Origin of the sequence: Streptomyces sp. WMMC1477 (genome assembly GCF_027460245.1) — a bacterium.
GTDB lineage: Bacteria > Actinomycetota > Actinomycetes > Streptomycetales > Streptomycetaceae > Streptomyces.
The window spans coordinates 2,429,977-2,451,807 of record NZ_JAPZBD010000003.1 but is presented as its reverse complement, the minus strand read 5'-3'; the positions used below and the strand labels follow the sequence as shown (position 1 = coordinate 2,451,807).

Annotated in this window: 18 protein-coding genes and 1 tRNA gene; 10 read left to right on the top strand and 9 right to left on the bottom strand. The window is 74.4% G+C overall.

Features of this window, described 5'->3' with window-relative positions; genetic code table 11:
- Positions 1-131 precede the first annotated feature (131 nt).
- Positions 132-1,964 (bottom strand): metallophosphoesterase, encoded by a 1,833-nt coding sequence (locus O7609_RS11305; protein ID WP_269743525.1) that lies wholly within the window; start codon positions 1,962-1,964, stop codon positions 132-134.
- 75 nt (positions 1,965-2,039) lie between these two features.
- On the opposite strand from O7609_RS11305, the gene O7609_RS11300 reads away from it, so the two are divergent.
- The 6 genes from O7609_RS11300 (at position 2,040) to O7609_RS11275 (ending at position 6,860) form a co-directional block, all read left to right on the top strand.
- Complete coding sequence (locus O7609_RS11300; RefSeq protein ID WP_219094185.1) at positions 2,040-2,393, top strand: metallopeptidase family protein; 354 nt, start codon at positions 2,040-2,042, stop codon at positions 2,391-2,393.
- Positions 2,390-3,004: a FluC/FEX family fluoride channel gene (locus O7609_RS11295; RefSeq protein WP_269743524.1), complete on the top strand. Its 615-nt coding sequence runs from the start codon at positions 2,390-2,392 to the stop codon at positions 3,002-3,004. Before O7609_RS11300 ends, O7609_RS11295 begins: the two co-directional genes overlap by 4 nt.
- Complete coding sequence (gene crcB / locus O7609_RS11290; protein ID WP_269734804.1) at positions 3,001-3,375, top strand: fluoride efflux transporter CrcB; 375 nt, start codon at positions 3,001-3,003, stop codon at positions 3,373-3,375. Before O7609_RS11295 ends, crcB begins: the two co-directional genes overlap by 4 nt.
- A gap of 412 nt (positions 3,376-3,787) precedes the next feature.
- A complete protein-coding gene (locus tag O7609_RS11285; RefSeq protein ID WP_269743523.1) occupies positions 3,788-4,387 on the top strand; it encodes a hypothetical protein in 600 nt (199 codons plus the stop codon).
- Between the two features lie 270 nt (positions 4,388-4,657).
- Positions 4,658-6,694 carry a DEAD/DEAH box helicase gene (locus O7609_RS11280; protein WP_269743522.1) on the top strand — a complete coding sequence of 679 codons (2,037 nt, stop codon included), beginning with the start codon at positions 4,658-4,660 and terminating at the stop codon, positions 6,692-6,694.
- 93 nt (positions 6,695-6,787) lie between these two features.
- A tRNA-Lys gene (locus tag O7609_RS11275) sits at positions 6,788-6,860 on the top strand.
- Between the two features lie 132 nt (positions 6,861-6,992).
- Here O7609_RS11275 and O7609_RS11270 read toward each other — a convergent pair.
- The 6 genes from O7609_RS11270 to O7609_RS11245 all read right to left on the bottom strand — a co-directional run bounded on the left by O7609_RS11270 (position 6,993) and on the right by O7609_RS11245 (position 13,302).
- Positions 6,993-7,871, bottom strand: coding sequence for a MurR/RpiR family transcriptional regulator (locus O7609_RS11270; protein ID WP_269743521.1), 879 nt, complete (start codon positions 7,869-7,871; stop codon positions 6,993-6,995).
- Positions 7,872-7,986: 115 nt separating this feature from the next.
- Positions 7,987-9,285: a cyanophycinase gene (locus tag O7609_RS11265; RefSeq protein WP_269734800.1), complete on the bottom strand. Its 1,299-nt coding sequence runs from the start codon at positions 9,283-9,285 to the stop codon at positions 7,987-7,989.
- A 51-nt stretch (positions 9,286-9,336) separates the two neighbouring features.
- Positions 9,337-10,584 carry a M20/M25/M40 family metallo-hydrolase gene (locus O7609_RS11260; RefSeq protein WP_269743520.1) on the bottom strand — a complete coding sequence of 416 codons (1,248 nt, stop codon included), beginning with the start codon at positions 10,582-10,584 and terminating at the stop codon, positions 9,337-9,339.
- A complete protein-coding gene (locus O7609_RS11255; protein WP_269737118.1) occupies positions 10,581-11,333 on the bottom strand; it encodes an amino acid ABC transporter ATP-binding protein in 753 nt (250 codons plus the stop codon). Before O7609_RS11255 ends, O7609_RS11260 begins: the two co-directional genes overlap by 4 nt.
- A gap of 8 nt (positions 11,334-11,341) precedes the next feature.
- Complete coding sequence (locus O7609_RS11250; RefSeq protein WP_269743519.1) at positions 11,342-12,349, bottom strand: amino acid ABC transporter permease; 1,008 nt, start codon at positions 12,347-12,349, stop codon at positions 11,342-11,344.
- 2 nt (positions 12,350-12,351) lie between these two features.
- Positions 12,352-13,302, bottom strand: a complete 951-nt coding sequence (locus O7609_RS11245) for an ABC transporter substrate-binding protein (RefSeq protein WP_269734797.1) — start codon at positions 13,300-13,302, stop codon at positions 12,352-12,354.
- A 334-nt stretch (positions 13,303-13,636) separates the two neighbouring features.
- Between O7609_RS11245 and O7609_RS11240 the strand changes: the two genes are divergently transcribed.
- The gene (locus O7609_RS11240; protein ID WP_269743518.1) at positions 13,637-14,716 is read left to right on the top strand and encodes a hypothetical protein; all 1,080 of its coding nucleotides are present in this window, start codon (positions 13,637-13,639) and stop codon (positions 14,714-14,716) included.
- Between the two features lie 270 nt (positions 14,717-14,986).
- On the top strand, positions 14,987-16,012 hold the full coding sequence (locus O7609_RS11235; protein ID WP_269734795.1) for an SCO2400 family protein: 1,026 nt from the start codon (positions 14,987-14,989) through the stop codon (positions 16,010-16,012).
- Positions 16,013-16,116: 104 nt separating this feature from the next.
- Here the strand turns inward: O7609_RS11235 and O7609_RS11230 are convergent, their stop codons facing one another.
- A complete protein-coding gene (locus O7609_RS11230) occupies positions 16,117-17,199 on the bottom strand; it encodes an NAD(P)/FAD-dependent oxidoreductase (protein ID WP_269743517.1) in 1,083 nt (360 codons plus the stop codon).
- 184 nt (positions 17,200-17,383) lie between these two features.
- Between O7609_RS11230 and O7609_RS11225 the strand changes: the two genes are divergently transcribed.
- A complete protein-coding gene (locus O7609_RS11225; RefSeq protein WP_269743516.1) occupies positions 17,384-18,391 on the top strand; it encodes a sporulation protein in 1,008 nt (335 codons plus the stop codon).
- Between the two features lie 130 nt (positions 18,392-18,521).
- Here the strand turns inward: O7609_RS11225 and O7609_RS11220 are convergent, their stop codons facing one another.
- Complete coding sequence (locus tag O7609_RS11220) at positions 18,522-19,490, bottom strand: peptidoglycan recognition protein family protein (protein WP_269734792.1); 969 nt, start codon at positions 19,488-19,490, stop codon at positions 18,522-18,524.
- A 352-nt stretch (positions 19,491-19,842) separates the two neighbouring features.
- On the opposite strand from O7609_RS11220, the gene O7609_RS11215 reads away from it, so the two are divergent.
- Positions 19,843-21,735 (top strand): serine/threonine-protein kinase, encoded by a 1,893-nt coding sequence (locus O7609_RS11215; RefSeq protein ID WP_269743515.1) that lies wholly within the window; start codon positions 19,843-19,845, stop codon positions 21,733-21,735.
- Positions 21,736-21,831 lie beyond the last annotated feature (96 nt).

Genomic DNA, 21,831 nt, shown 5'->3' with positions numbered 1-21,831 from the left:
GACGTGAGAAGCATATGGGATACCGCGACGGTTCGCCAAAACGGATTTCCGGTGGTCGTCGGTGGGCCGGTGACGGGCCGGTCATCCGGCGGGCCGCAGGGCAGCCCGGGCCGGGGCCTGCGGCCCGCCGGTCAGCGGGCCGCCGCGGAGGGGGTGGGGCTGGCTTCGGGGCCGGGGGAGGACGGCGGTGACCGCGTGTCCGCGGGCTCGCCGGGTTCCGGGGGCTCCGCGCCGCCCGCCGGGTCGCCGTCGGGCCCGGTCGGTTCCGTGGGGCTTTCGGAAGGGCCCGTGGAGGCGTCCGTGGGCTCGTCCGTGGGCTCGGACGTGGGCTTGCCCGAGGGCTCGGACATGGGCGCGTCCACGTACTGGCGGTTGATCTCGGCGGAGGTCAGGCCTAGGCCGCCGAGGGTGATCTCGTCCCAGGCCTGCAGCTTCCGGGTCTCCTGGTCGAGGTACAGGACGGAGGCGGTGACCTCCTCGGGGGCCTCGCCCTCGACCGCGCGTAGGCCGGCGCCGCCGCTGGAGCCCTCGACCATGAGGCGGGTCCCGCGCGGCAGGTCGTGCTGCTTGCGGTCGTGGGTGTGCCCGGCGAGGGCGAGCGGGACGGTGCCGTCGGTCTGCTCGGCCAGCACGGGGTTGTGCGCGACGGCGATGTCGACGGGCTCGCCGGCCGCGGCACGGGCCCGCAGGACGTCGGCGAGGGCACGGCCCGCGGCCCGCTCGGCCGGGTCGCCGGCGGCCACGACGGAGCGGTCCGGGGTGAACTGGGGGTCCCCCATTCCGGCGATCCGCAGCCCCGCGACCTCGACCGGCTCCCCGTTGTCGAGGACATGCACGTTGTCCAGGCCGCGCAGGTACTCCTGGGTGGTGAGCGAGTCGTGGTTGCCGCGCACCCAGAGGAAGGGAGCGTCCAGGCGGGAGGCCGGGTCGAGGAAGCCGTTCTCGGCGGCCGTCCCGTGGTCCATGGTGTCGCCGGTGTCGATGACGACGTCGATGTCGTACTGCTCGACGAGCGAGTCGATGATCGGCCAGGACGCCGGGTTGAGATGGATGTCGGAGACGTGCAGGACGCGGATGGTGTCCGGGTCGGGTGTGTACGTCGGCAGGGTGGAGACGGCCTCGTAGAGCCGGGTCATGTTGGTAACGAGGCGGGCCAGCTCCTTCTGGTAGACGTCGAAGTCGGAGGCGATGTTGCGCGCGTTGCCGACGAGGCTGGGGGCGCCCGCGAGCAGCCCGGAGAACTTCGGCTCCAGGACGGACTTCGGGTTCCAGGTGGCCGCCGCCGAGGCCGCGGACCCGGCCAGCAGGACGAGGGCGAGCCCGCCCGCCGCCAGGGCGCGGGGCGGGCGCCGGTAGACGGCGAGCCCCAGCACCGTCGCCCCGAGGACGACGGCGAGGCTGGAGCGCAGCGCCAGGTCGCGGGTGCCGGAGCGGACGTCGGCCGCCACCTGGTCCTGGAGACCGTTGAGGCGCTCGGGGCGGTCCACCAGGACGCCGACCCGCTCCGGGTCGAGGCGGGTGACGTCCACGTCGAGGCGCAGGGGGGCGCGGTGGCTCTCCAGCTCCAGCGCACCGAGCGGCGCGACGTTGATGCGGGTGCCGCCGTCGAGGGAGGGCCGCAGCGTCATGGTCGTGTCCATGGGACCGACGGGCTTGTGCACGTTGCCGACGGTCAGCAGGCCGATCCAGGCGCCGAGCACGGTCACGAGCACCAGGCCGAGGGCGCGCACCCAGCGGCGCTGACCAGAGGCCGCGACCAGCTCGGGGACGAAGGCCGAACCCTGGCCTGGGCGGCCACCCGGGCGGCGCCGGAGCCGGAGCCGGATGCGGGAACGGGGACGGGTTCGGGAATGGAGACGGAGACGGGGACGGGGCAGGCCACGGACGGCGGCGCCGAGGCGGCGGGCGGCGGTGCCGATGCTGCGGGCGGCGGTGCCGAGGGGCCTGAGCGATGCACGGGCCATGCCGCCCATCTGCCCGCCCGCGGCGCGAGTATGCGGCCCGGAGGTTCGATACCCGACAATGGCCCAGTGTTGGAGATGACGCGCGAGGAGTTCGAGGAACTGGTCGCCGAGGCGCTCGACCGGATTCCGCCGGAGCTGACCCGGCTGATGGACAACGTGGCGGTCTTCGTCGAGGACGAGCCCTCCCCCGACGACCCCGAACTGCTGGGCCTGTACGAGGGCACGCCGCTGACCGAGCGCGGCGAGTGGTACGCGGGCGTCCTGCCCGACCGCATCTCCGTCTACATGGGGCCCACGCTGCGGCTGTGCGAGCGCGAGGGCGGAGGGCGTGAACTGGTCGTCGAGGAGGTGGAGATCACCGTCGTGCACGAGATCGCCCACCATTTCGGCATCGACGACGACCGGCTGCACGCCCTGGGCTACGGGTGAGCGGCGCGACGGACCGCCCGGCGGACGGCGGCGGAGGCGGCGGTGTCGGCGGCGCGCGGGGTGCGGGTTCGCGCGGTGCCACCGGGCTCGGGGCGGACGTCATGGCCGTCGACCCGGACGTCGATCTCCGGCTGGCCGCCGACCGCGCGGAGGCGTCCGCACCGCGGCGGTGGCGGGTGCTCGCGGCCGTCGCCCTGGGCGGTGTGCTCGGCGGGCTCGGACGCCACGGCGCCGCCCGGCTGTGGCCGACGGACGAAGCGGGGTTCCCGTTCGCGCTGTTCGCGGTCAACGTTCTCGGCTGCGCGCTCATCGCGGTGCTGATGGCCTGGATCGCCTCCCGGCACGCGCCGCAGCCGCTGCTGCGGCCGTTCCTGGGCGTCGGCGTGCTGGGCGGATTCACCAGCTTCTCCGCGTACGCCCTCGACGGGACGCTGCTGGCCGACGCCGACGAGCCCGGGGTGGCCGTGCTCTACCTCGGCGGGACGCTGGCGGCCGCCCTGGCCGCCGTCTGGGCCGGGGCCGTGACCGGGCGGTGGGCGTTCCCGCCCCACACGCCCCGCACGCCCCGCACGCCCCGCACGGGCCCCGGGGAAGCGGGGGCGGCTCGGTGACGTGGCTGATGGTGGCGCTGGGCGCCGCCGTGGGAGCCCCGCTGAGATACCTGCTCGACCGCGCGGTGCAGGCCCGGCACGCGTCCGCGTTCCCGTGGGGCACGTTCGCCGTGAACGCCGTCGGGTGCGTGGCGCTGGGCGTCCTCGCGGGGGCGGTGCGGGGCGGCGCGGCAGGTCCGGTGCCGGAGGCGCTCCTCGGGACGGGGCTCTGCGGCGCCCTCACCACGTACTCCACGTTCTCCTACGAGAGCCTGCGCCTGGTCGAGACCGGCCGCTCGGGACTGGCCCTGGCCAACGTGCTCGGGACGCTCGCCGTGGGGCTGACGGCGTTGGCCGCCGGGTTCACGGTGACGCGGGGGCTGGTGGGCTGAGTCGCACGCCTCGCGGTGCCGGGAGGGCGGCACGCCGTTCCGGGAGGGCGGTTCGCGGCTTCGGGGGCGGTGCCGCTCGGCTCCGGCGCGGCGATGCGCGAGGCCGGGCGTGTCCTCGCGCCGGTCCCGGGAGTTGGGCAGGGGGCCCGCCCGCCACCGGCCGACCGGTCCGTGGCGTCCCCCCGCCACCCGCGGCCGTTCGTCCTGTGGGCCGACGTCCGTCCGCAGCCCGGCTCCAGCCTCCGCCGCCCCCGGCGACGCCGACCTCCGGCTCCACACCGCGTCCGGACGCCGGTCGCCGGGTTCCGGCTGCCGGGGCGCCGCTCGCGCCGTCGCCCGGCGGAGCGCTCGGACCGGGTGCCGTCCGCCCGTCACCGGCCAGCGTGCCGCCGCGCCCGGAGGTGTCCGACCCGTGCTGCCCGACCCCGCCGCCCCCTCCCGTCCCCGCCCCCGCTCCCGCCCCACCCGCACCGTGCGGTCGGCCGCCGCCCGGATCACGGTGACGGCCTGCGCCCTGCTCGGGGTGGGCGGCTGCATGACGGTGGGCGGTGAGGCCCGGCCGCCGGCCACGGAACCGGTGGGCCACTCGTCCTCGGCGACCCCGCCCGCCACCGTCGCGGCAGGGGGTACGGGAGAGAGCGGCCGGCGGCCCCCGGTCGAGGGGGCGCGGGAGCCGGGCGGTGACGCGGACGGCCGCACCCCCTCACCCGGGGTCGCCGGCCCCCCGGCGAGCGGCGAGGCCACGGAACGGCCCGGCCCCGGTGAGCCGACGGCAGGCCCCTCGGGGACGTCGGGGCCGGAGCCGTCGGGCGCCCCCGGCCCTGGGCAGCCCTCCGGCGAGCCGGACGACGGCCACGGCGGCCCCGGCGGCCCGGGCGACCAGGACCCCGGGCCCAGCCCGACCCCGTCCCCCACGCCAACGGCCACCCCGACCTCGTCCCCCGCCCCGGACCCCGCGCCCACCACGTCTCCGGGGGCGTCCGGCGGTGCGGGGGGCGCGGGCGAGGGGTAGGGCGTCACCGGGTGGGCGCGCGGGGCGGGCGCCGGGTGTGAGGGTGGGGAAGCCCACGTTCCCTCCGGGCTGGAGGCGTTTGCACGAAGCGGCGCCGGGTGCGTATGGTGGTAGATCGTTTGATCCCATTTGACCCGGCGCCCGATCGAAGCGCGCCGTGTGGCGCGTTCCGTTGCTTAGCCGTGGGCTTGACCGCAAAGGCGGTCGTGTGCGAATTCACGGAAGTTTGTGGCGCGTGCCGATGAACTCCGGAAGAGGTTTCGCACCCGCATGTCTGTTTCCACGCCCGAAAACGTCGCCGTGACCGCGGACGACGTCGAGCGTTCCCCCGAGATGACCGAGACGGCCGAGGCCGTCGAGACGAGCCAGACGACCGAGCTCACCGAGACGGCCGAGGCGGTCGCGGACGAGCCCACGACGACGTTCGCCGACCTCGGCCTCGCCGATGCCGTCGTGCGCAAGCTCGCGCAGAACGGCGTCACCACCCCGTTCCCCATCCAGGCCGCGACGATCCCGGACGCCCTGGCCGGCAAGGACATCCTCGGCCGCGGCCGTACCGGCTCCGGCAAGACCCTCAGCTTCGGTCTGCCCACCCTGACCCGGCTCGCCGGCGGGCGCACCGCCCGGCACCGGCCCCGCGCGGTCCTGCTCACCCCGACCCGTGAGCTGGCCATGCAGGTCTCCGACGCCCTCCAGCCCTACGGCGACGTCCTCGGCCTCAAGCTGAAGGTCGTCTGCGGCGGCACCTCCATGGGTAATCAGATCGGCGCACTGGAGCGCGGCGTGGACATCCTCGTCGCCACCCCGGGCCGTCTGCGTGACCTGATCAACCGTGGCGCCTGCTCGCTGGACGACGTCGAGGTCGCCGTCCTCGACGAGGCCGACCAGATGGCCGACCTCGGCTTCCTGCCCGAGGTCACCGAGATCCTCGACCTCGTTCCCGACGGCGGTCAGCGGATGCTGTTCTCCGCCACGCTGGAGCGCGAGATCGACACCCTGGTCAAGCGCTACCTCGTCGACCCGGTCAGCCACGAGGTCGACGCCGCCCAGGGCGCCGTCACGACGATGACGCACCACATCCTCATCGTGAAGCCTCAGGACAAGGCGCCCGTCACCGCCGCCATCGCCGCCCGCAAGGGCCGCACCATCGCGTTCGTCCGCACCCAGATGGGCGCGGACCGCGTCGCCGAGCAGCTCCGCGCGGCCGGGGTGCGCGCCGACGCGCTGCACGGCGGCATGACCCAGGGCTCCCGCACCCGCACGCTCGCCGACTTCAAGGACGGCCGCGTCAACGTGCTCGTCGCCACCGACGTCGCCGCCCGCGGCATCCACGTCGACGGCATCGACCTCGTCCTCAACGTCGACCCGGCCGGGGACCACAAGGACTACCTGCACCGCTCGGGCCGCACCGCCCGCGCGGGCCAGTCCGGCACCGTCGTCTCGCTGGCCCTGCCGCACCAGCGGCGGCAGACGTTCCGGCTCATGGAGGACGCCGGCGTCGACGCGACCCGCCACCTCATCGGCCGCGGTGACGTCTTCGACGACGACGTGGCCGCCATCACCGGCGCCCGCTCCCTGAGCGAGGTCCAGGCCGAGGCCGCGGCCAACTCCGCCCGCCAGGCGGAGCGCGAGGTCGCCGGGCTCGCCCGGAAGCTGGAGGAGGCCAAGCGCCGCGCCGTGGAACTCCGCGACGAGGCCGGCCGCCTGACCGCCCGTGCCGCCCGCGACCGCGGCGCCGACGCGGACGAGGCCGTCGCTCACCTCACCGAGGAGATGGACCGCGTCGCCACCGAGGAGGCCGAGCGGCTCGCCAGGGCCGCCGCCCGCGCGGCCGAGCAGGAGCGCAAGGCCGCCCAGCAGGCCCGCGAGGACCGCAAGCGCGAGGGCTCCGGCTTCCAGCGCCGCGACGACCGCCGCGGCGGCTTCAACCGCGACCGTGACCGCGGTGGCGACCGTGGCGGCTTCCGCCGCTCCGACGACCGTGACCGCGGCGACCGCGGTGGCGAGCGGGGTGGCTTCCGCCGCTCGGACGACCGCCCGTACGGCCGCCGCGACGACCGGGGCGGCTACCCCCGCCGCGAGGGCGGCTTCAACCGCGACCGTCGGGACGACCGGGGTGGCTTCCGCCGCTCCGACGACCGCCCCTTCAACCGCGACGACCGCCCGTTCAACCGCGACCACCGCGACCGTCGTGGCGACGACCGCCGTCCCTACGGCCGCCGCGACGACCACCGCGGCGCCTCCGGCACCGGCAACCGCTCCTTCGGCCGCCGCGCCGACAAGCCCCGCTGGAAGCACAACGGCTGACGCGCCAGGGCCCGGGCGACACCGCGCGCCCGGGCCCGATACCCGCTCGGCCCCCACGGCCCCCTCCGGCTATGCTCAACCCAGCACAACCCCGGGCCGTTAGCTCAATTGGCAGAGCAGTGGACTTTTAATCCATTGGTTGTGGGTTCGAGTCCCACACGGCCTACCGCGTGCGGGCGGGCCCCGTGGCCCCTGTCCTGCTGGCAGCGCCCCGACCGGTTTCGACCGGTCGGGGCGCTTCCTCGTGCGCGGTGCGTCTCCGGCGGTGTGCGGGCACGCGGCCGGGGTTGAGGGGGAGTCAGTAGAGGCCGAGGTGGCGGGCGGTGTTCTCGCTGTCGCGCAGGTGGTCGTGGGCGTCCTGGCCCAGCTCGGCCAGCACCCCCGCGACGAGGGTCTCGATCACCGCGACGGTGGGGACGAGGCTGTCGTAGGGGGAGGGGGCGGTGACGTGGCTGGGGAGGACGACGTCGGCGTGGGCCGCGGTGGGGGAGAGCCAGGTGTCGGTGAACACGATCACCCGGCCGCCCTGCTCGTGGACGAGCTGGGCCAGGAGTGGCTTGTCCTCCTCGTAGCGCCGGTAGTCGAAGACGACCAGGACGTCCCGGCGGTGCAGGGAGGTCAGGAGCGCGGTGCGCTCGACCTGCCGGTCCGGCAGGAAACGCACGTCGTCGCGGAGCTGCATGAGGTGCAGGCCCAGGTACTGGGCGAGCAGGTGGCTGAAGCGACCGCCGGCCAGGGTGATGCGGCGTTTGCGGTCGGTGAGCAGCCGCACGGCGTGCTCGAAGTCGTGCGGGGGGATCTCGGCCAGCGTGCGGCTGACGGCCTCGCTGAAGACGCGGGTGGCGCGCTGGGTGATCGACGGCTCCTCGTCCGCTTCCGCGCGGGTCCGCGGCTGCCCGAAGCCGGTGGACTCGTACAGGGACAGGGGGGAGGCCATGCGTTCGGCGAGTTCGGATCGCAGCGCCGTCTGGAAGTCCGGGAAGCCCCGGTAGCCGAGCCGGTTGACGAACCGGAGCACGGTGGGCGCGCTGACGGCCGCGCGCTCGGCGAGTGTGGCGACCGTCTCGAAGCCGGCCGAGGGGTATCCGGCCAGCAGCACGCGGGCGACCTTCCGCTCGGCGGGGCTGAGCTCGCCGAGTTTGCGCCTGATCTCGTCGGCGAGGGCGCCTGAAGTCATGGCGTGATGCCTTTCGGAAGGGGGCAGCGGAGGCGGGCCGCACTGGAGCTTAGCCGGGTGGACGGGGCGGCCGCGGCGGGCGTCATGGCCGTCGTGGCCGCCGCGGCCGTCCGTCTCACCGTGGGGCGATGGCGACGTCGAGATCCAGGAGGGTGTGCGCCGTCGACCCGTCGTGGGTCCATGCCCGGAAGCGTGGCCCCTTGCTCAGGGTGACGGTGAAGCGCGGGTCGTCCTCCCAGGTCGTGGCCGTGGCGCTGCGGTGGGTGCGGGACTGGGCGAGGGCGCGGGCGGTGCCGAGGAAGGAGTACGGCTCGCCGTCCGGGTTGGCGCGGGAGTAGAAGACGTCGTCGTTCGGGGGCACGGGTTCCGAGCCCGTCGGCCTGAGGGGGCGGGCCCCGGGAGGGGGTGTCGCGTGCCACCGGTCCGGGAGGTACCGGGCGCGGTCGGTGAGGTAGCTGTAGCGCGCGCCGTCGAGGGACCAGCCGTCCGGCCCCTGGTGTGCGCGGGCCCGCCGCAGGTCGAGGACGGCGACCCCGTGCTCGCCGACGACGCGGAGGCGTTCCCGGGCGGTTCCGGCGTGGTCGACGACGAGCGCGGTGTTCTCCTCCAGGCAGAGGACGCGGTCGTGGCCGGTGTCCGAGGCCAGGCGCAGGGCCCTGCCCTCGCGCCCGTAGGCGCTGGAGTGGGTGTCGATCAGGCCCGCGGCCAGGAAGCCGAACCCGCCGGCCGGCCAGTGGCCCAGGACGGTGGCGTCCGCGAACCAGCCCGGTGCGCTGCCGTCCCGCAGTCCTTCGTAGGACTCGCCCCCGGTGACCATGTGCGGCCCCGAGGTGATCTGGGCGCCGGCGCTGGTCCCCGCGACGACGGCGCCTTCGGCGAAGCGTCTCCGCAGGGCCGCCATGACCCTGGTGTCGGTGTGCTCGGCACCGTTCAGCAGGGTCGTCACGTAGCGGAACTGGTCGCCTCCGCCGAGGAAGAACCCGGTCATGGACGCCACCGTGTGCGCGATGTCCTCGTCGTCGGCGTTGGCGACGTGGTCCAGGTCCACCGGGATCCACCGGGCCTCGCCGGCTCCGTGCCGTGTCAGCAGGTCGACGTAGTAAGCCCCGTTGCACTCGCTGTTGTTGCACCGCTCGGGGTCGTCGCGGTGCGGGTCCTGGCTGGCGGGCACCGAGGCGGCGGTGAGCACCCCGATGCGGGCGCGCGGCCCGCCGGCCCGGGCGACGATCTCGCCCAGCACGCGGCTGTTGTCGCGCCTGAGCGCGCCGCCGACGAGGACGAGGCTGCCGCCCGGGCGGCGGGTCGACGGCGGGCCGCCCGTCAGGGCGTGGGCGGCGGGCTGGGCGGTCAGCGCGAGCAGTCCGGCCGCGCCCGCGGTGACGAATCCGCGGCGGGGGAGGGAGGGGGAGGTCATGGGCCACCTTTCGGTTGGGACGGACATGGGACCGGGGCGGGAGGCACCGGGTCAGGCGGGCCGGGCGTCGCCGAGGTCGGCGATCAGGGCGGCCAGCAGGGCGACGCGTTCGGGGACGGAGCTGACCAGCAGCCACTCGTCGGGGGTGTGGTCCGCGCCACCGACGGGGCCCAGCCCGTCCAGGGTCGGGACCCCGACGCCGGAGAAGAGGTTGGCGTCCCCGACTCCGCCGGTGGTCGCCGCTCCCAGCTCCAGGCCGAGCGAACGGCCCAGGGCCCGGGCGCGGTCGAGGACGGCGTGGGAGGCGGGGGTGGCCTCCATGGGAGGACAGAGGTCGAGTTGTTCGACCTCCGCGTGGGTGCCCGGGACGGGGAGCCGCGCCGCCGTCTCCCGGATCGCGGCGGCGGCTCGTCGCAGCCCCGATGTCGTCAGGGAGCGGACTTCGAGCGCCACGTGCGCCCGAGGGCAGACGATGTTGGTCCGGTCGCCCGCGCGTACGACTCCGACGTTGAGGCTGACGTCCTCCCAGCGCCGGTTCAGCGCTTCCAGGTCCACCACCAGGTGCGCCGCGGCGAGGGCCGCGTTGGCACCCCGTTCCGGTTCGATGCCGGCGTGGGCGGCGCGGCCGGTGACGGTGATGCGGAAGTCGGCCACCCCCTTGCGGGCGATGACCACGTCTCCGTTCTCCCGGGCGCACTCCAGGGCGAGGGCGTAGTCCGCGTCGCGGGCGGTGCGCTCGGAGACCGGCCGACTGGCCGGGGAGCCGATCTCCTCGTCCGGGGTGGCGAGGAAGACGAGTTCCCCGAACTCCGTGTGGCCCGCGGCGGCGAGCACGTCGATGGCCGTCAGCCCGGCGAGGAGTCCGCCCTTGTCGTCGCTGACGCCCGGGCCCAGGGCCAGGCCGCCGGCCTGTTCGAAGGGGCGGGCGGCGGCGGTGCCGTCGGCGAAGACGGTGTCCATGTGCGCGGCGAGCAGCAGGCGTCGCCCTCCCGCCGCCCGCGGGAGCCGGCCGGGCTTGCGGGCCACGAGGACGTCGCCGGTGCCCGGGTCGCCGTCCGGATCCTCGCCGGGTGTGCGGGCGGGGTGCGCGGCCGGGGTGACGCGCTCGACGTCGAACCCGGTGCGCCGCAGCCGCGCCTCGGTCCAGTCGGCGACGCGGTTGACGCCGTGCGGGCAGTAGGAGCCGGAGTCGATGGCGACGAGCTCGGCCAGGTCCGTGAGGAACCGTTCCTGTCGCTGCCGGGCGAGGGCGAGCAGTTCCCCGGTGCCGGGCGGCCTGCGGCGGATGGGGGCGCTCACAGGACCTTGGACAGGAAGGCGCGGGTGCGTTCCTGCGTCGGATCGTTGAGGACGACGGCCGGCGGCCCGGCCTCCACCACGACGCCCTCGTCCATGAACACGGCGGTGTCCGCGACCTCGCGGGCGAAGCCGATCTCGTGTGTGACCACGAGCATCGTCATGCCTTCGGCCGCGAGCCCGCGCATCACCTCCAGCACGTCGCCGACGAGTTCGGGGTCGAGTGCGGACGTGGGCTCGTCGAAGAGCATCAGCTTGGGCTTCATGGCCAGGGCCCGCGCGATGGCCACCCGCTGCTGCTGCCCCCCGGAGAGCTCGCGCGGGTAGTGTCCTCCGCGGTCGGCCATGCCCACGCGCTCCAGCAACTGCCGTGCCTGCGCGCGGGCGTCCGCCCGGAGGACGCCGGCGACCCGTACCGGCGCCTCCATGACGTTCTCCAGGGCGGTCATGTGCGGGAACAGGTTGAAGCGCTGGAAGACCATGCCGATGTCCCGTCGGCGCCCGGCGACCTCGCGCTCGCGCAGCTCGTACAGGCGGTCGCCCTGCTGCCGGTAGCCGACCGTCTCGCCGTCCACCCGCAGGCGTCCTCCGTCGACCTTCTCCAGGTGGTTGACGCAGCGGAGCAGGGTCGACTTGCCGGACCCGGAGGGCCCCAGCAGGCAGCACACCTCGCCGCGCCGCACGACCAGGTCGATGCCCTTGAGGACCTCCAGCTGGCCGAAGTGCTTGCGCACGCCCTCGGCGTGCACCATCGGAACGCTCACTGGGCGGACTCCTCCGTCGCGTCGTCGGGTGTCGGTGTGGGGGGCGCGTCCGCTCGGTGGACGCTGGGGCGCGGGCGGGCGCCGCGGAACACGCGCTGGAGCACGGACGGCGCGGCGGATCCGGCCACGCCGCGGCCGTAGCGCCGCTCCAGCCAGGACTGGGGGACGCTGAGCAGCGTGACCAGGGCCAGGTACCACAGCGAGGCGACGACCAGCATGGGGATGACCTGGTAGTTCTGCGCGTAGACGGCCTGGATGTTGGACATCAGGTCATGCGCGGAGATGACGGAGACCAGCGCGGTCATCTTCAGCATGTTGATGGTCTCGTTGCCCATCGGCGGGATGATGACGCGCATCGCCTGTGGCAGCACGATGCGGCGCATGGTGAGGGCGGGCCGCATGCCCAGCGAGTGGGCGGCCTCCGTCTGCCCGGTGTCCACCGACTGGATGCCCGCCCGGACGATCTCGCTCGCGTAGGCGGCCTCGTGCAGGGCGAGGGCCAGCAGCGCCGCGACGACGGGGGTGAGCAGGGCGTTGGTGTCGGCCTGGAAGAAGACCACGTCGGTGAAGGGGAGTCCGATGGTGAGCTGCGAGTACAGCGCGCCGGCGTAGCCCCAGAAGATGATCTGCACCAGCAGGGGCGTGCCCCGGAACAGCCAGACGAACAGGCCCGAGAGGCCGAAGAGCACCGGGTTGGGCGAGAGGCGCATCACGGCGAGGAGGACGCCGAGCACCAGGCCGAGGGCCATCGCGCCGACGGTGAGCCACACGGTCGTGAGCAGGCCGTCGAACACCAGGTCGGTGAAGAGGTACTCGCCGACGATGTCCCAGCGCAGGTTGTCGTTGCGGGCCAGTGAGCCGACCAGCGCGGCGAGGGCGGTCAGCGACAGGGCGGCGGCCAGCCACCGTCCCCAGTGCGTGAGCGTGACGACGGTCAGCTCCGGGCCGGGCGAGCCTTCGGGGCCGGTTCTGGAGGGTGAGACGGCGGGAGCGGTGGGCGGCATCGTCACGCCTTCCCCGCGTTGACGGTGGCCTGGTCGAGGGCGATCGAGGCCACCCCGTACTGGTCGAAGATCTTCTTCACCGTGCCGTCGTCGATCAGTTGCTGGAGGGCCTGGCGGATGGCCTCGGTCAGCTCCGGCAGGTCCTTGCTGACGGCGATGCCGTTCGGGGTGGCGTTGTACCCGCCCGTGGCGGCGGGGTCGTCGACGACGTCGAAGACCTTTCCGTCGTCCGCGGTCTTCGCGGTCCACCCGGCGGCGGGCTTGGTGAGGATGTCGGCCACCACCTGTCCCGAACGCAGGGCGAGCTGGGCGTCGGAGTCCTTGGGGTAGTCGCGGATGTCGATCTTCGGCCGGCCGGCCTCCTCACAGGCGCTCTGGTGGCCCTTCAGCAGGTCGAGCTGGTTGGTGGCCGCCTGGACCCCGACCTTCTTCCCGCACAGGTCGTCGAGGGAAGTGATCTTGTGCGGGTTGCCCTCGGCCACGAGGATTCCGGAGCCGGAGACCGAGTAGTCGACGAAGTCGACGACCTCCTGGCGTTCCGCGGTGTCGGTGATGGCGGACATGGCGACGTCGAACTTCCCGGCCTGGATCGCGGGCACGATGCCGTCGAACTTCTGCGGGGTGAACTCGAACTCCACGCCCAGCTTGGCGCCCAGGGCCTGGCCGAGGTCGTAGTCGAGGCCGGTGAGCTGCGAGTCGCCCTCCTGCACGAACATCTCGAACGGCGGGTACGGGACGTCGGTGGCGACGCGGACCACGCCGGCGTCCTTGACCGACGCGGGCAGCGCGGCGTGCAGCGCCTCGTCGCGCTCGACGTGTACGCCCGCAACGGTGTTCGGAGGCGAGCTCGCCTCGTCGGTCCCCGAGGAGCCGCCTCCGCATGCGGCCAGGGTGACCAGGCAGGCGAGCGACAGGAGGGTCGCGGTGGTGCGGCGGGAGGTGATGCGGGGCATCGCAGGGTCCCTTCGGATGGGCGTGACCGACGTCCGAGTGCGTCGGGCTCTGACAGCGGCGACGTTACATATCCGATGAAGAATTCTCTAGATGTAATGACAGTTACGATGAGATCACGCCCGTGGAGTCGCGTTGTCGGGGGTCGTTGGGGGTGCGATAAACCCGTTTCGCGGTAGGTCAGTTGGCGTCGTCTCGGCCTGTTCGTGGATTCCTGTGTGTTACGGGTTCCCTCTTGTCGTGCTCATCTGTACTTTCCATGAGCACGTCACGTCCGGGGCCGTTCGACAGTCGGCGGATCGCCGAGACGGCGTGGCGCACACGACCGGAGGAACGATGTCCGCTCCCCTTGACCACGGCCCGCGCCGTGGCGACCCCCGCGGCCGCCTGTCGCTCGCCGCCGCCTTCGCCGCCCTGATCGCGCTGCTCGCCGGTCTGCTCGCGGCCGCACAGCCCGCCCACGCCCGGGCGGACCGGATCCGCCTCGGCTCCGAAGCCGACGTGACGCGCTCCTCGTGGAGCGGCCCCTCGTTCGTCATGAACGGCTCCGGCGGCGTCCTGCCGGCCAGCATGCAGGCCGCGCTCGACGAGATCCGCGGCGGAAGCGGTCAGTTGGACGTCGTGGTGCTGGCCGGAAGCTTCCCGAGCTCGGGAAGCGACACCCCGGAGTGCGACGACATCATGCCGTTGGCGGGGGTCAACTCCTGCACGACGTGGACCCTCACCCGGGCCCGCGACGCCGACGACCCGGACGTCGAAGCCGACGTCCGCACCGCCGAGTTCGTTTACTTCGCCGGTGGTGACCAGTGCGACTACGCGGCGTGGAAGACGAGGGCCCTGCGCGACGCGGTCCGGTCCGTCGTGGCCAAGGGGGGCGGTTCGGGCGGCGGCAGCGCCGGCCATCACGTCCAGAGCGACGTCGTCTACGACGCCTGCGGCGGAAGCGTCACCTCCTCCGAGGCGCTGGACGATCCCTACCGGCGCTCGATGACCTTCACCACCGGCATGTTCGACTGGCCGCACTACCACTCCACGGTCAACGACTCCCACTTCGTCGCCCGCGACCGCATGGGACGCACCATGGCCTTCGTCGCCCGTGCCGTCGAGGACGGGCTGACCGCCGACGGCACGGCCTGGGGCGTGGGCATCGAGGAGGGCGGATCGCTCCACCTCGACCGGCACGGCACGGCCACGGTCCACGGCGCCGACACCTACGTCGTCCTCGGTGACCACCGCCCCGAGCGGGCCGACCCCGGCGTGCCCCTCACCTACCGGGACTTCAAGATCTGGCGGCTGGGCGCGGGCAGCACCTTCGACTTCGCCGACCGCCCCGACTGCGGCTACTACACGCGCAGCGTCACGGACGGCACGCCGGACGCCAACCTCTACGACGGGACGCCGGCCTCCTGCGGATGAGGCGAGGCGGGGCCCCGGGGCGGCCGGGCCGCCCCGGGGCCCCGCCTCCCGGGGCGCCGGTCGGCTGTCGGTGGCGGGATGTCCGCCCCGGCGGCGGCCAGCGCGCCGTCCGTCACGGGATCTCCACGGAAGAGGCGCAAAGACTGTGCGAGACACCGGAGTTGAGCCGTTACTCTGACCGTCCGATCGATCCTGCTCGCGAACACCCGAACATCCGAACACGTCCCGGGCGGCTCCTGGCGGCGCGGCCAGCACACAGAAAGATCGCAGATGGATTACTGCTCCTTATGCCGTCGGCATCTCAACGGGGCCCTCGTGTGCCCCGGCTGCGGCGCGAGCGCGCCGGACGTCGCCCCGGCCGCCCACGGCGCCGCCGCGGCGCATGGCGCGGACTACGGCGCGTCGGCGGCGCAGGACTGGTACGCGGCGGAGCCCTACGCCACGGCGCCGTACTACGGCCCCGAACAGCCCTGGACGGAGACGGCGGTCGGCGGCGGATGGGACGACGCGGCCGCCCAGGCGCCCGGCGTGGCCCCGATGCCCGGCTTGGCGGCGGGCGGAACGGCCCCGGACGCGCTGACGGCGGTGGACGCGGTGACGGCCCCGGAGGCGGTCGGGGCGGCCGAGGCGGTGGAGGCCGCGGAGGACGACGTGTCCGCCCTCCCGCTCGTACCCGGCGGCCGGGCCGCTCGCCGCAGACAGCTGACGCGCCGGAAGAAGTACCAGCGGCGGGCCCTCGTCGCCACGGCGATCGCCATGGTCGGCGGCAGCGTGTCCGCGGCGGCCATGCAGGGCGGCAAGCCGACCGCGGGCCAGCCCCAGGCGGCCCCGGCGCCGCAGCTGGACCCACAGCCCCAGAGCGAGGGGATGGAGGAGATCGCGGAGGCAGAGCCGTCCACCCCGCAGCCGTCCCTGGCGGATGACGGGCGAGGTACTCCGAACCCGACCCGCGGTGCCGAGCGACAGCCGAGCGCGGCCCTCGCGGCCGACACCGGGGCGGCGGACTCCAGGGCCGCGGCCCCGAGTCAGGCGCCCGCGGCCGAGCAGGCGCGGCTCGCGGTCGATCTGCCCGCCGTGGAGGCGTCGGTGGAGGTGTCGGCTCCGCGCTCCTCCGAACCGACGGGGAGCGGGACCGACGCCGGCCAGGAGTCCGCGGCTCCGGAGCCGGCCCCGCCGCCCCCGGCCGAGAGCACGGACCAGGGCGGGACGCAGCAGGAGACCGAGCCGGCACCCTCCGGGAACGAGTCGCAGCAGACGGACCCGCTGTGTCTGCTGGGCGTCATCTGCGTCGGCTGACAGCCCCGCCCGCAGTCGGCCGCCGGGCGCCGACGGTCGGCCGCCGGGTGGGACGGTCGCCCCACCCGGCGGGTGACGAGGAGCGTGCGGCGCGGCCCCCGGAGTCAGTTCGTCCCTGGCAGGTGTCCCAGCAGGTTCGGGCGGCGGGCCGCGAGCTTGACGACGGAGAAGGTGGAGCGGACGATCCGCTCCTTCGCCCAGGCCGCCTGGCGGCCCGTGAGAACACGGTTCCGGGGCGTGTCGTCACCGTGTACGAACTGCACCAGCCCCTCCCGCCGCCCCAGGCTCACGCACTGCACGAAGAAGCGGTACTTCAGGGCGCCCGGTTCTCGTCCGCGGGCCTCGGAGAGGACGGTGGAGGCGGCGCGGGAACCGGTGGGCAGCGCTGCGGCGCAGGACATCCGCAGTCCGGCCGCCGCGTCGCCCGCGGCCAGGATCTCGGGGTGCGACACGGAGCGCTGAGCCGTGTCGACGCGGATGCGGTCCTTCTCGTCGAGCGCCAGTCCCGCTGCCGCCGCCAGGTCCGTGTTGGGTGACGGGGCCGCCGTCCAGACGACGACGTCGGCGTCGACGTCGTCCCCGGAGGGGATGCGCCGGCCCTCCTCGACCTGGACGCCGAGTGCGCTGAGCGCAGCCTGGACATGGGCCCGGCCCCGGTCGGAGAGCCCGGTCCCGACGTGCCCGGCGGTGATCAACCGGACCTGCGGGCCGGGGTAGGACTCGGCGAGTTCAGCGGCCATCTCGACGCCGGTCAGGCCGCCGCCCACGACGGCGAGGCTGCCGGCGCCGTCCAGCAGCCGCTTGCGCAACCCGGCGGCGTCCTCGGGGGTGTAGACGCCGGTGCCGTGGGGCCGCGTCCGGCTGCCGAGGGTGTAGACGAGCCGGTCGTAGCGGAGTCGGCGGCCGTCGTCGACGGTGACGTGGCGGGCGTCGGGATCGAGGGCGGTGGCGTGGGCCGCGACGTGGTCGATGCCCGTGCCGCGGATGAGGTTCGTCAGGGGGTGGTCGGTGGTTTCGCGCCCGCCGGCGGCGCGTTCGTGCCAGCGGATGCGTTCGCTGAAGTGAGCCGCCGGAGAGACGAGGGTGACGTGGTGATGGGGCGCGAGGCGCAGAGACGCCATCAGGCCCGCGTACCCGGCGCCCAGCACCAGGATCCGTTGCTTCCGCTGTTCGTGTGGGGAGGTCATACAGGCAGGACGACGTGGGCGTGGTGAGTGTGACATGGGTGTGGTGGAGCCGGGGAGGACGCGCGAGCCACCGCCCCTCTCGTGCGTGGAGCCCTGTGGCATGGCCCCTATACCGTGTACGTGACGTGATCGGGTCGCGGCACACGGTTCGGGTGCCGGACAAAGCGAAGGAGCGGGCTGTTCCATGGTGTTCAAACGACTGCTCGGGGCGCTGGGTGTAGGGGCACCGACCGTGGACACGGTGCTGGCGCCGGGCCCGGTCGTGCCCGGGGGCACGCTGAGCGGCGAGGTCCGCCTCAAGGGCGGCAACGCGGACTACGAGATCGAGCAGATCACGCTCGAACTCGTCGCGCGGGTCGAGGCGGAGTACGAGGACGGTGAGGCTGAGGGCGGCGTCGCCTTCGGCCGGTTCACGGTCGGCGGCGGCTTCCGGCTGGGCGAGGAGGCCGAGCAGAGCGTCCCGTTCTCGGTGACGCTGCCCTGGGAGACGCCCGTCACCGAGCTGCACGGGCAGTCGCTCGGCATCGTCCTCGGCGTCCGCACGGAGCTGGAGGTCGCGGGCGCGAAGGACAAGGGCGACCTCGACGCGCTCTCGGTGGCGCCGCTGCCCGCCCAGGAAGCGGTCCTGGAGGCGCTGGGGCAACTCGGCTTCGGCTTCGCCTCGGCGGACCTGGAGCTGGGCCACATCCACGGGACGGGCCAGCAGTTGCCGTTCTACCAGGAGGTCGAGCTGCGCCCGGCGCCGCAGTACGCCGAGGTGCTGCGGGAGTTGGAGGTGACGTTCCTGGCCTCGCCCGCCGGAGTGGAGGTAGTCCTGGAGGGCGACAAGCGCGGCTCCGGGATGTTCGGGCAGTTCGGCGGCGGCGACGCGGTGAACCGTCACGTGGTCGCGCACGAGGATGTCGAACACCGGGACTGGACGGCCGAGGTGGACGCCTGGGTGCGCGCCCTCGTCGACGCCCGCGCCGCGTACGCCGGGCACGGCGGCGGGGGCTACGGCGCGCACGGGCACAAGGACGGGTACCACGGCGGGCACCACGGTTCCGGCCCCGGCATGGGCGCGGCCGTCGCGGCGGGCGCGGCCGGGCTGGCCGCAGGCGTCGTCGGCGGCATGGTCGCGGCCGAGGTCGTCGACGAGATCGGGGACGCCTTCGAGGGCGAGGACGAGGACGAGGGCGGGGACGAGGGCTGACGCCCGGCCCCCGAGGCGCTGTTCCGCGAGGCCCGGGGCCCCGCGGCCCGGTTCCGCGCGGTCTTCCGTCCGCCGCCGGGCCCCGCTCGGGCCCGGCGGCGGCCGTCCCGGCCGGTCGGTACGGGCCCGCTCACGCGCCCTCGTCCACCTCCAGGCGGATGGTCGTCGCCTCGATGGCGGCCTGGATGCGGGCCACGAGGGCGTCCGGGTCGATCTCCTCATGGTGCTCGGCCAGTGCGTGCGAGAGCTCGGACACCGCGGCCGACAGTCCGGCCAGGGTGGCCTGCATGTGCTTGATCCGGCCGCGGTTCTCCCGGCCGACCTCGGTCGCGTGGTGCAGGATGCTGTAGGCCGCCCAGGCCGGGTTCTCCTCGGTGCCCCACGACACCGGGAGGCCGTCCCGTCTCCAGACCCGTTCCGCGATCTTCTCGATGTCAGCGTCCGAGAGGGCCATGTCCTCCTCCTTGTCGTCGTCGGGTGACCAGTCGGCCGGGTGCCGGAGCCGTTCCACCACGCGGCGGCGGATGTCCGGCATGGAGACGCCGGGGCCGCGCGGGTCGATCTTCCCCGGCTGCCACTCGTGGTGGCCGATGACGCTGGTGTCGCCGGCCCGGCCCCAGCGGTGTGCGCGGCAGACCGCGGCGGAGGCCCGCACGATCGCCTCCACCTGTGCCGCGGGCCACGGGTCCTTGCCGTCGCCCAGGTTCTCGCACTCGAAGCCGTAGAAGCGGGCGTTGCCGTCCACGTTGGCCTCGTTGTCCGGCGGGAGGGAGCGCTCGGCTATGACGGCCGCGAGTACGTCGTCGTCGCCCTTCCCGGCGTGGTTGGCGCGGCCGTAGCCGACCAGGTGGACCGTGCCGTCCTTCGCGACGACGCCGTGGCACAGCGGTCCGGGCAGGCCCGAGTAGCCGCGGCGGCAGATGTCCACCGTGCGCTGCGTTCCCGACGTCACGGTGTGGTGGATCATCACACCGTGCACGGGCCCCCAGGCGCCGACGTGGTCGCGGTTGTGCGTGCGCCAGTCGCCGACCTCGACCACGCGCACGCCCTCCGCTCTCAGCGCTGCGAGGAAGGAGCCCGCTGTCAGTGGTGTCGCCATCCGTCCTCCTCACGGGCCCGGCGGTCAGGCGGCCCGGGCCTATGGCTCTGCATGGGTTGCGTGACCGGCGACTCGGCAACGGGAGGCTTCGCGCCACGGGGTCGGGATCGGGACGCGGCCGAAGGGACGCGGGGGAGTGACCCGACGCGCCCTGGAACAACTCGTTGAGCGGCCGACCGGACATCTCGGATATACCCGGTGACATCCTGTTTGAAAGACATCGCACACATGTCCGGCACTTCGGCCCCCACGTGTCCGCCGATCCGGCATGACGCACCGTCATCCGGCCCTTTCCGTGGCGGGCTCTGCTCCCCCGCAGGGGAGTTCGGGCAGCTCCGCTAGCCTGTGGCGCATGACGGGGGGATCTGATCGACTGAGCGGTAGCGGTGCCCGGCCTCTGGCCGCGGACGACCCGGCACACATCGGCTCGTTCACCCTGCTCGGGGTGCTGGGCACCGGGGGCATGGGGCGCGTCTACCTGGGGGCGGCGGACGGGCGTTACGCCGCCGTCAAGCGGGTGCTGCCGCTCCTCGCCGAGGACGGCGACTTCCTGCGCCACTTCGGCCACGAGCTGGACAACCTCGCCAAGCTGCCGGACGGCGTCAGCGCGCGGCTGCTGGCCAGCGGCCGGGACGCCCGGCCGCCCTGGTTCGCCACCGAGTTCGTGCCCGGCATCACCCTGAGCGACGCGGTGCGGCTGAACGGCGGCACACTGCCGGCCGACGCCCTGTGGCGGCTGCTGCGCGACGCCGCCTCCGGCCTCGCCGCGGTGCACACCGCCGAGATGGTCCACCGCGACCTCAAGCCGTCCAACGTCATGCTCACCGAGGACGGGGTGACCCTGATCGACTTCGGGGTGGCCCGGGCGGCGGACCAGAGCCGCCTGACCAAGACGGGCATGGTCATCGGCACCCCGGCGTACATGGCCCCCGAGCAGGCCGTCGCCGACCGCCGTCTCACCGGCGCGGCCGACGTGTTCGCCCTCGGCAGCCTCGTCCTCTACGCGGCCAACGGCCGCCCGCCGTTCGGGGACGGCTCCGGGCTCGAACTGCTCTACCGCATCGTGCACGCCGAGCCCGACCTCGGGGCCCTGCCCGTGGCGGACGCCGAGCTGCGCGCCGTCGTCGAGTCCTGCCTCGCCAAGGAGCCGGAGGCGCGGCCGAGCGCCGCCGAGCTGGTGGAGCTCGCCGCGGACCACGTGGCGCCGGGGCGGTCCGCGTGGCCGTCGGCCGTCGCGGAGCCGGTCGCCCGGCGGTCGGCCTTCGCCGCCACCGTGCCCGACGTCGCCGAGCCCCCGCCCACGCCCACGCAGCCCGACCCCGCCGAGCCGCAGCCCGACCCCGCCGAGCCGCGGCCCGAGCCCCAGCCCGAGCCCAAGTCCCCGTCCCGGGACCGACGCAGGCGCGTGCTCACCCTCCTCCTCCCCGTCGTCCTGGTGGGCGGCACGGGGACGACGGTCCTGCTCCTGCCCGACGCCGACGGGTCGCCGCAGGGCAGGGAACCGGGCGTCACCGCACCCCCGACCACCGACCCGGCCGCGAACGGCGGCGGGTCGTCCGACGCCTCCCCCCAGTCCCGCGAGCCGGACGACGAGAAGGACGACGACGCACGGGACGACGACGGGCAGCCGGACCCGGACGGCAAGTCCCCGGGCGCCCCCGAGGACGGCTCACGCCAAGACGGCGACGGCGGCTCCGGTGAGGGCCCGCGCCCCGACGACCCGCGTGACGAGGACACCTCCGGCGGCTCCGGCGCCACGGGCAGCGGCGGCTCCGGCGGTTCCGACGACGGCGGCTCCGACGGCGGGAGCACCCCGGCCGAGCCGCCGCCCGCGGCCCCGACCGGTCGCCACCAGCTCGCGAACGCCTCCGACGGCCGCTGCCTCGCCGAGTTCCGGTCCAACTTCAGCACCCTGCACGGATCGGAGTGCGGTGCGGAGGCCAGCAACGGCGGCACCCTCCACTACGTGTGGACGTACGACCAGCGCTCCGGCGGCACCTTCCGCCTGGTCAGCGGCGGATCCGGCCAGTGTCTCTCCACCGGTTCCTGGGCCGGTTCCACGACGCTGGCGGGCTGCGGCGGCGGCACGGCGCAGACCTGGCGGATCGGCGCCACGACCGGCGGCGGCAGCACGATCGAGAACGTCGGCGGCGGACGCTGTCTGGTCCTCTCCGGCGCCAACGTCGTCACCTCCCCCTGCGACGCCTCCGACCCCACCCAACTCTGGCGCAACCTCACCCCCTGACCGCCCGGGCCCGGGGGTTGGTGAACGACCTGGTCGTGGGGGTGCGGCTGGGGGGTGGATAAGGTGCGGGGGTCCTTGACCCGAGGCCTAAGGTAA

What these genes read in the sequence shown, in the direction of transcription:
- O7609_RS11270 (WP_269743521.1), bottom strand. Translation starts at nt 7,871, where the DNA reads ATGACTTCAGGCGCCCTCGCCGACGAGATCAGGCGCAAACTCGGCGAG.
- O7609_RS11230 (WP_269743517.1), bottom strand. Translation starts at nt 17,199, where the DNA reads ATGACCTCCCCACACGAACAGCGGAAGCAACGGATCCTGGTGCTGGGC.
- O7609_RS11250 (WP_269743519.1), bottom strand. Translation starts at nt 12,349, where the DNA reads ATGCCGCCCACCGCTCCCGCCGTCTCACCCTCCAGAACCGGCCCCGAA.
- O7609_RS11300 (WP_219094185.1), top strand. Translation starts at nt 2,040, where the DNA reads ATGACGCGCGAGGAGTTCGAGGAACTGGTCGCCGAGGCGCTCGACCGG.
- O7609_RS11265 (WP_269734800.1), bottom strand. Translation starts at nt 9,285, where the DNA reads ATGACCTCCCCCTCCCTCCCCCGCCGCGGATTCGTCACCGCGGGCGCG.
- O7609_RS11255 (WP_269737118.1), bottom strand. Translation starts at nt 11,333, where the DNA reads ATGGTGCACGCCGAGGGCGTGCGCAAGCACTTCGGCCAGCTGGAGGTC.
- O7609_RS11215 (WP_269743515.1), top strand. Translation starts at nt 19,843, where the DNA reads ATGACGGGGGGATCTGATCGACTGAGCGGTAGCGGTGCCCGGCCTCTG.
- O7609_RS11305 (WP_269743525.1), bottom strand. Translation starts at nt 1,964, where the DNA reads ATGGCCCGTGCATCGCTCAGGCCCCTCGGCACCGCCGCCCGCAGCATC.
- O7609_RS11235 (WP_269734795.1), top strand. Translation starts at nt 14,987, where the DNA reads ATGGATTACTGCTCCTTATGCCGTCGGCATCTCAACGGGGCCCTCGTG.
- O7609_RS11245 (WP_269734797.1), bottom strand. Translation starts at nt 13,302, where the DNA reads ATGCCCCGCATCACCTCCCGCCGCACCACCGCGACCCTCCTGTCGCTC.
- O7609_RS11220 (WP_269734792.1), bottom strand. Translation starts at nt 19,490, where the DNA reads ATGGCGACACCACTGACAGCGGGCTCCTTCCTCGCAGCGCTGAGAGCG.
- O7609_RS11240 (WP_269743518.1), top strand. Translation starts at nt 13,637, where the DNA reads ATGTCCGCTCCCCTTGACCACGGCCCGCGCCGTGGCGACCCCCGCGGC.
- O7609_RS11280 (WP_269743522.1), top strand. Translation starts at nt 4,658, where the DNA reads ATGTCTGTTTCCACGCCCGAAAACGTCGCCGTGACCGCGGACGACGTC.
- O7609_RS11225 (WP_269743516.1), top strand. Translation starts at nt 17,384, where the DNA reads ATGGTGTTCAAACGACTGCTCGGGGCGCTGGGTGTAGGGGCACCGACC.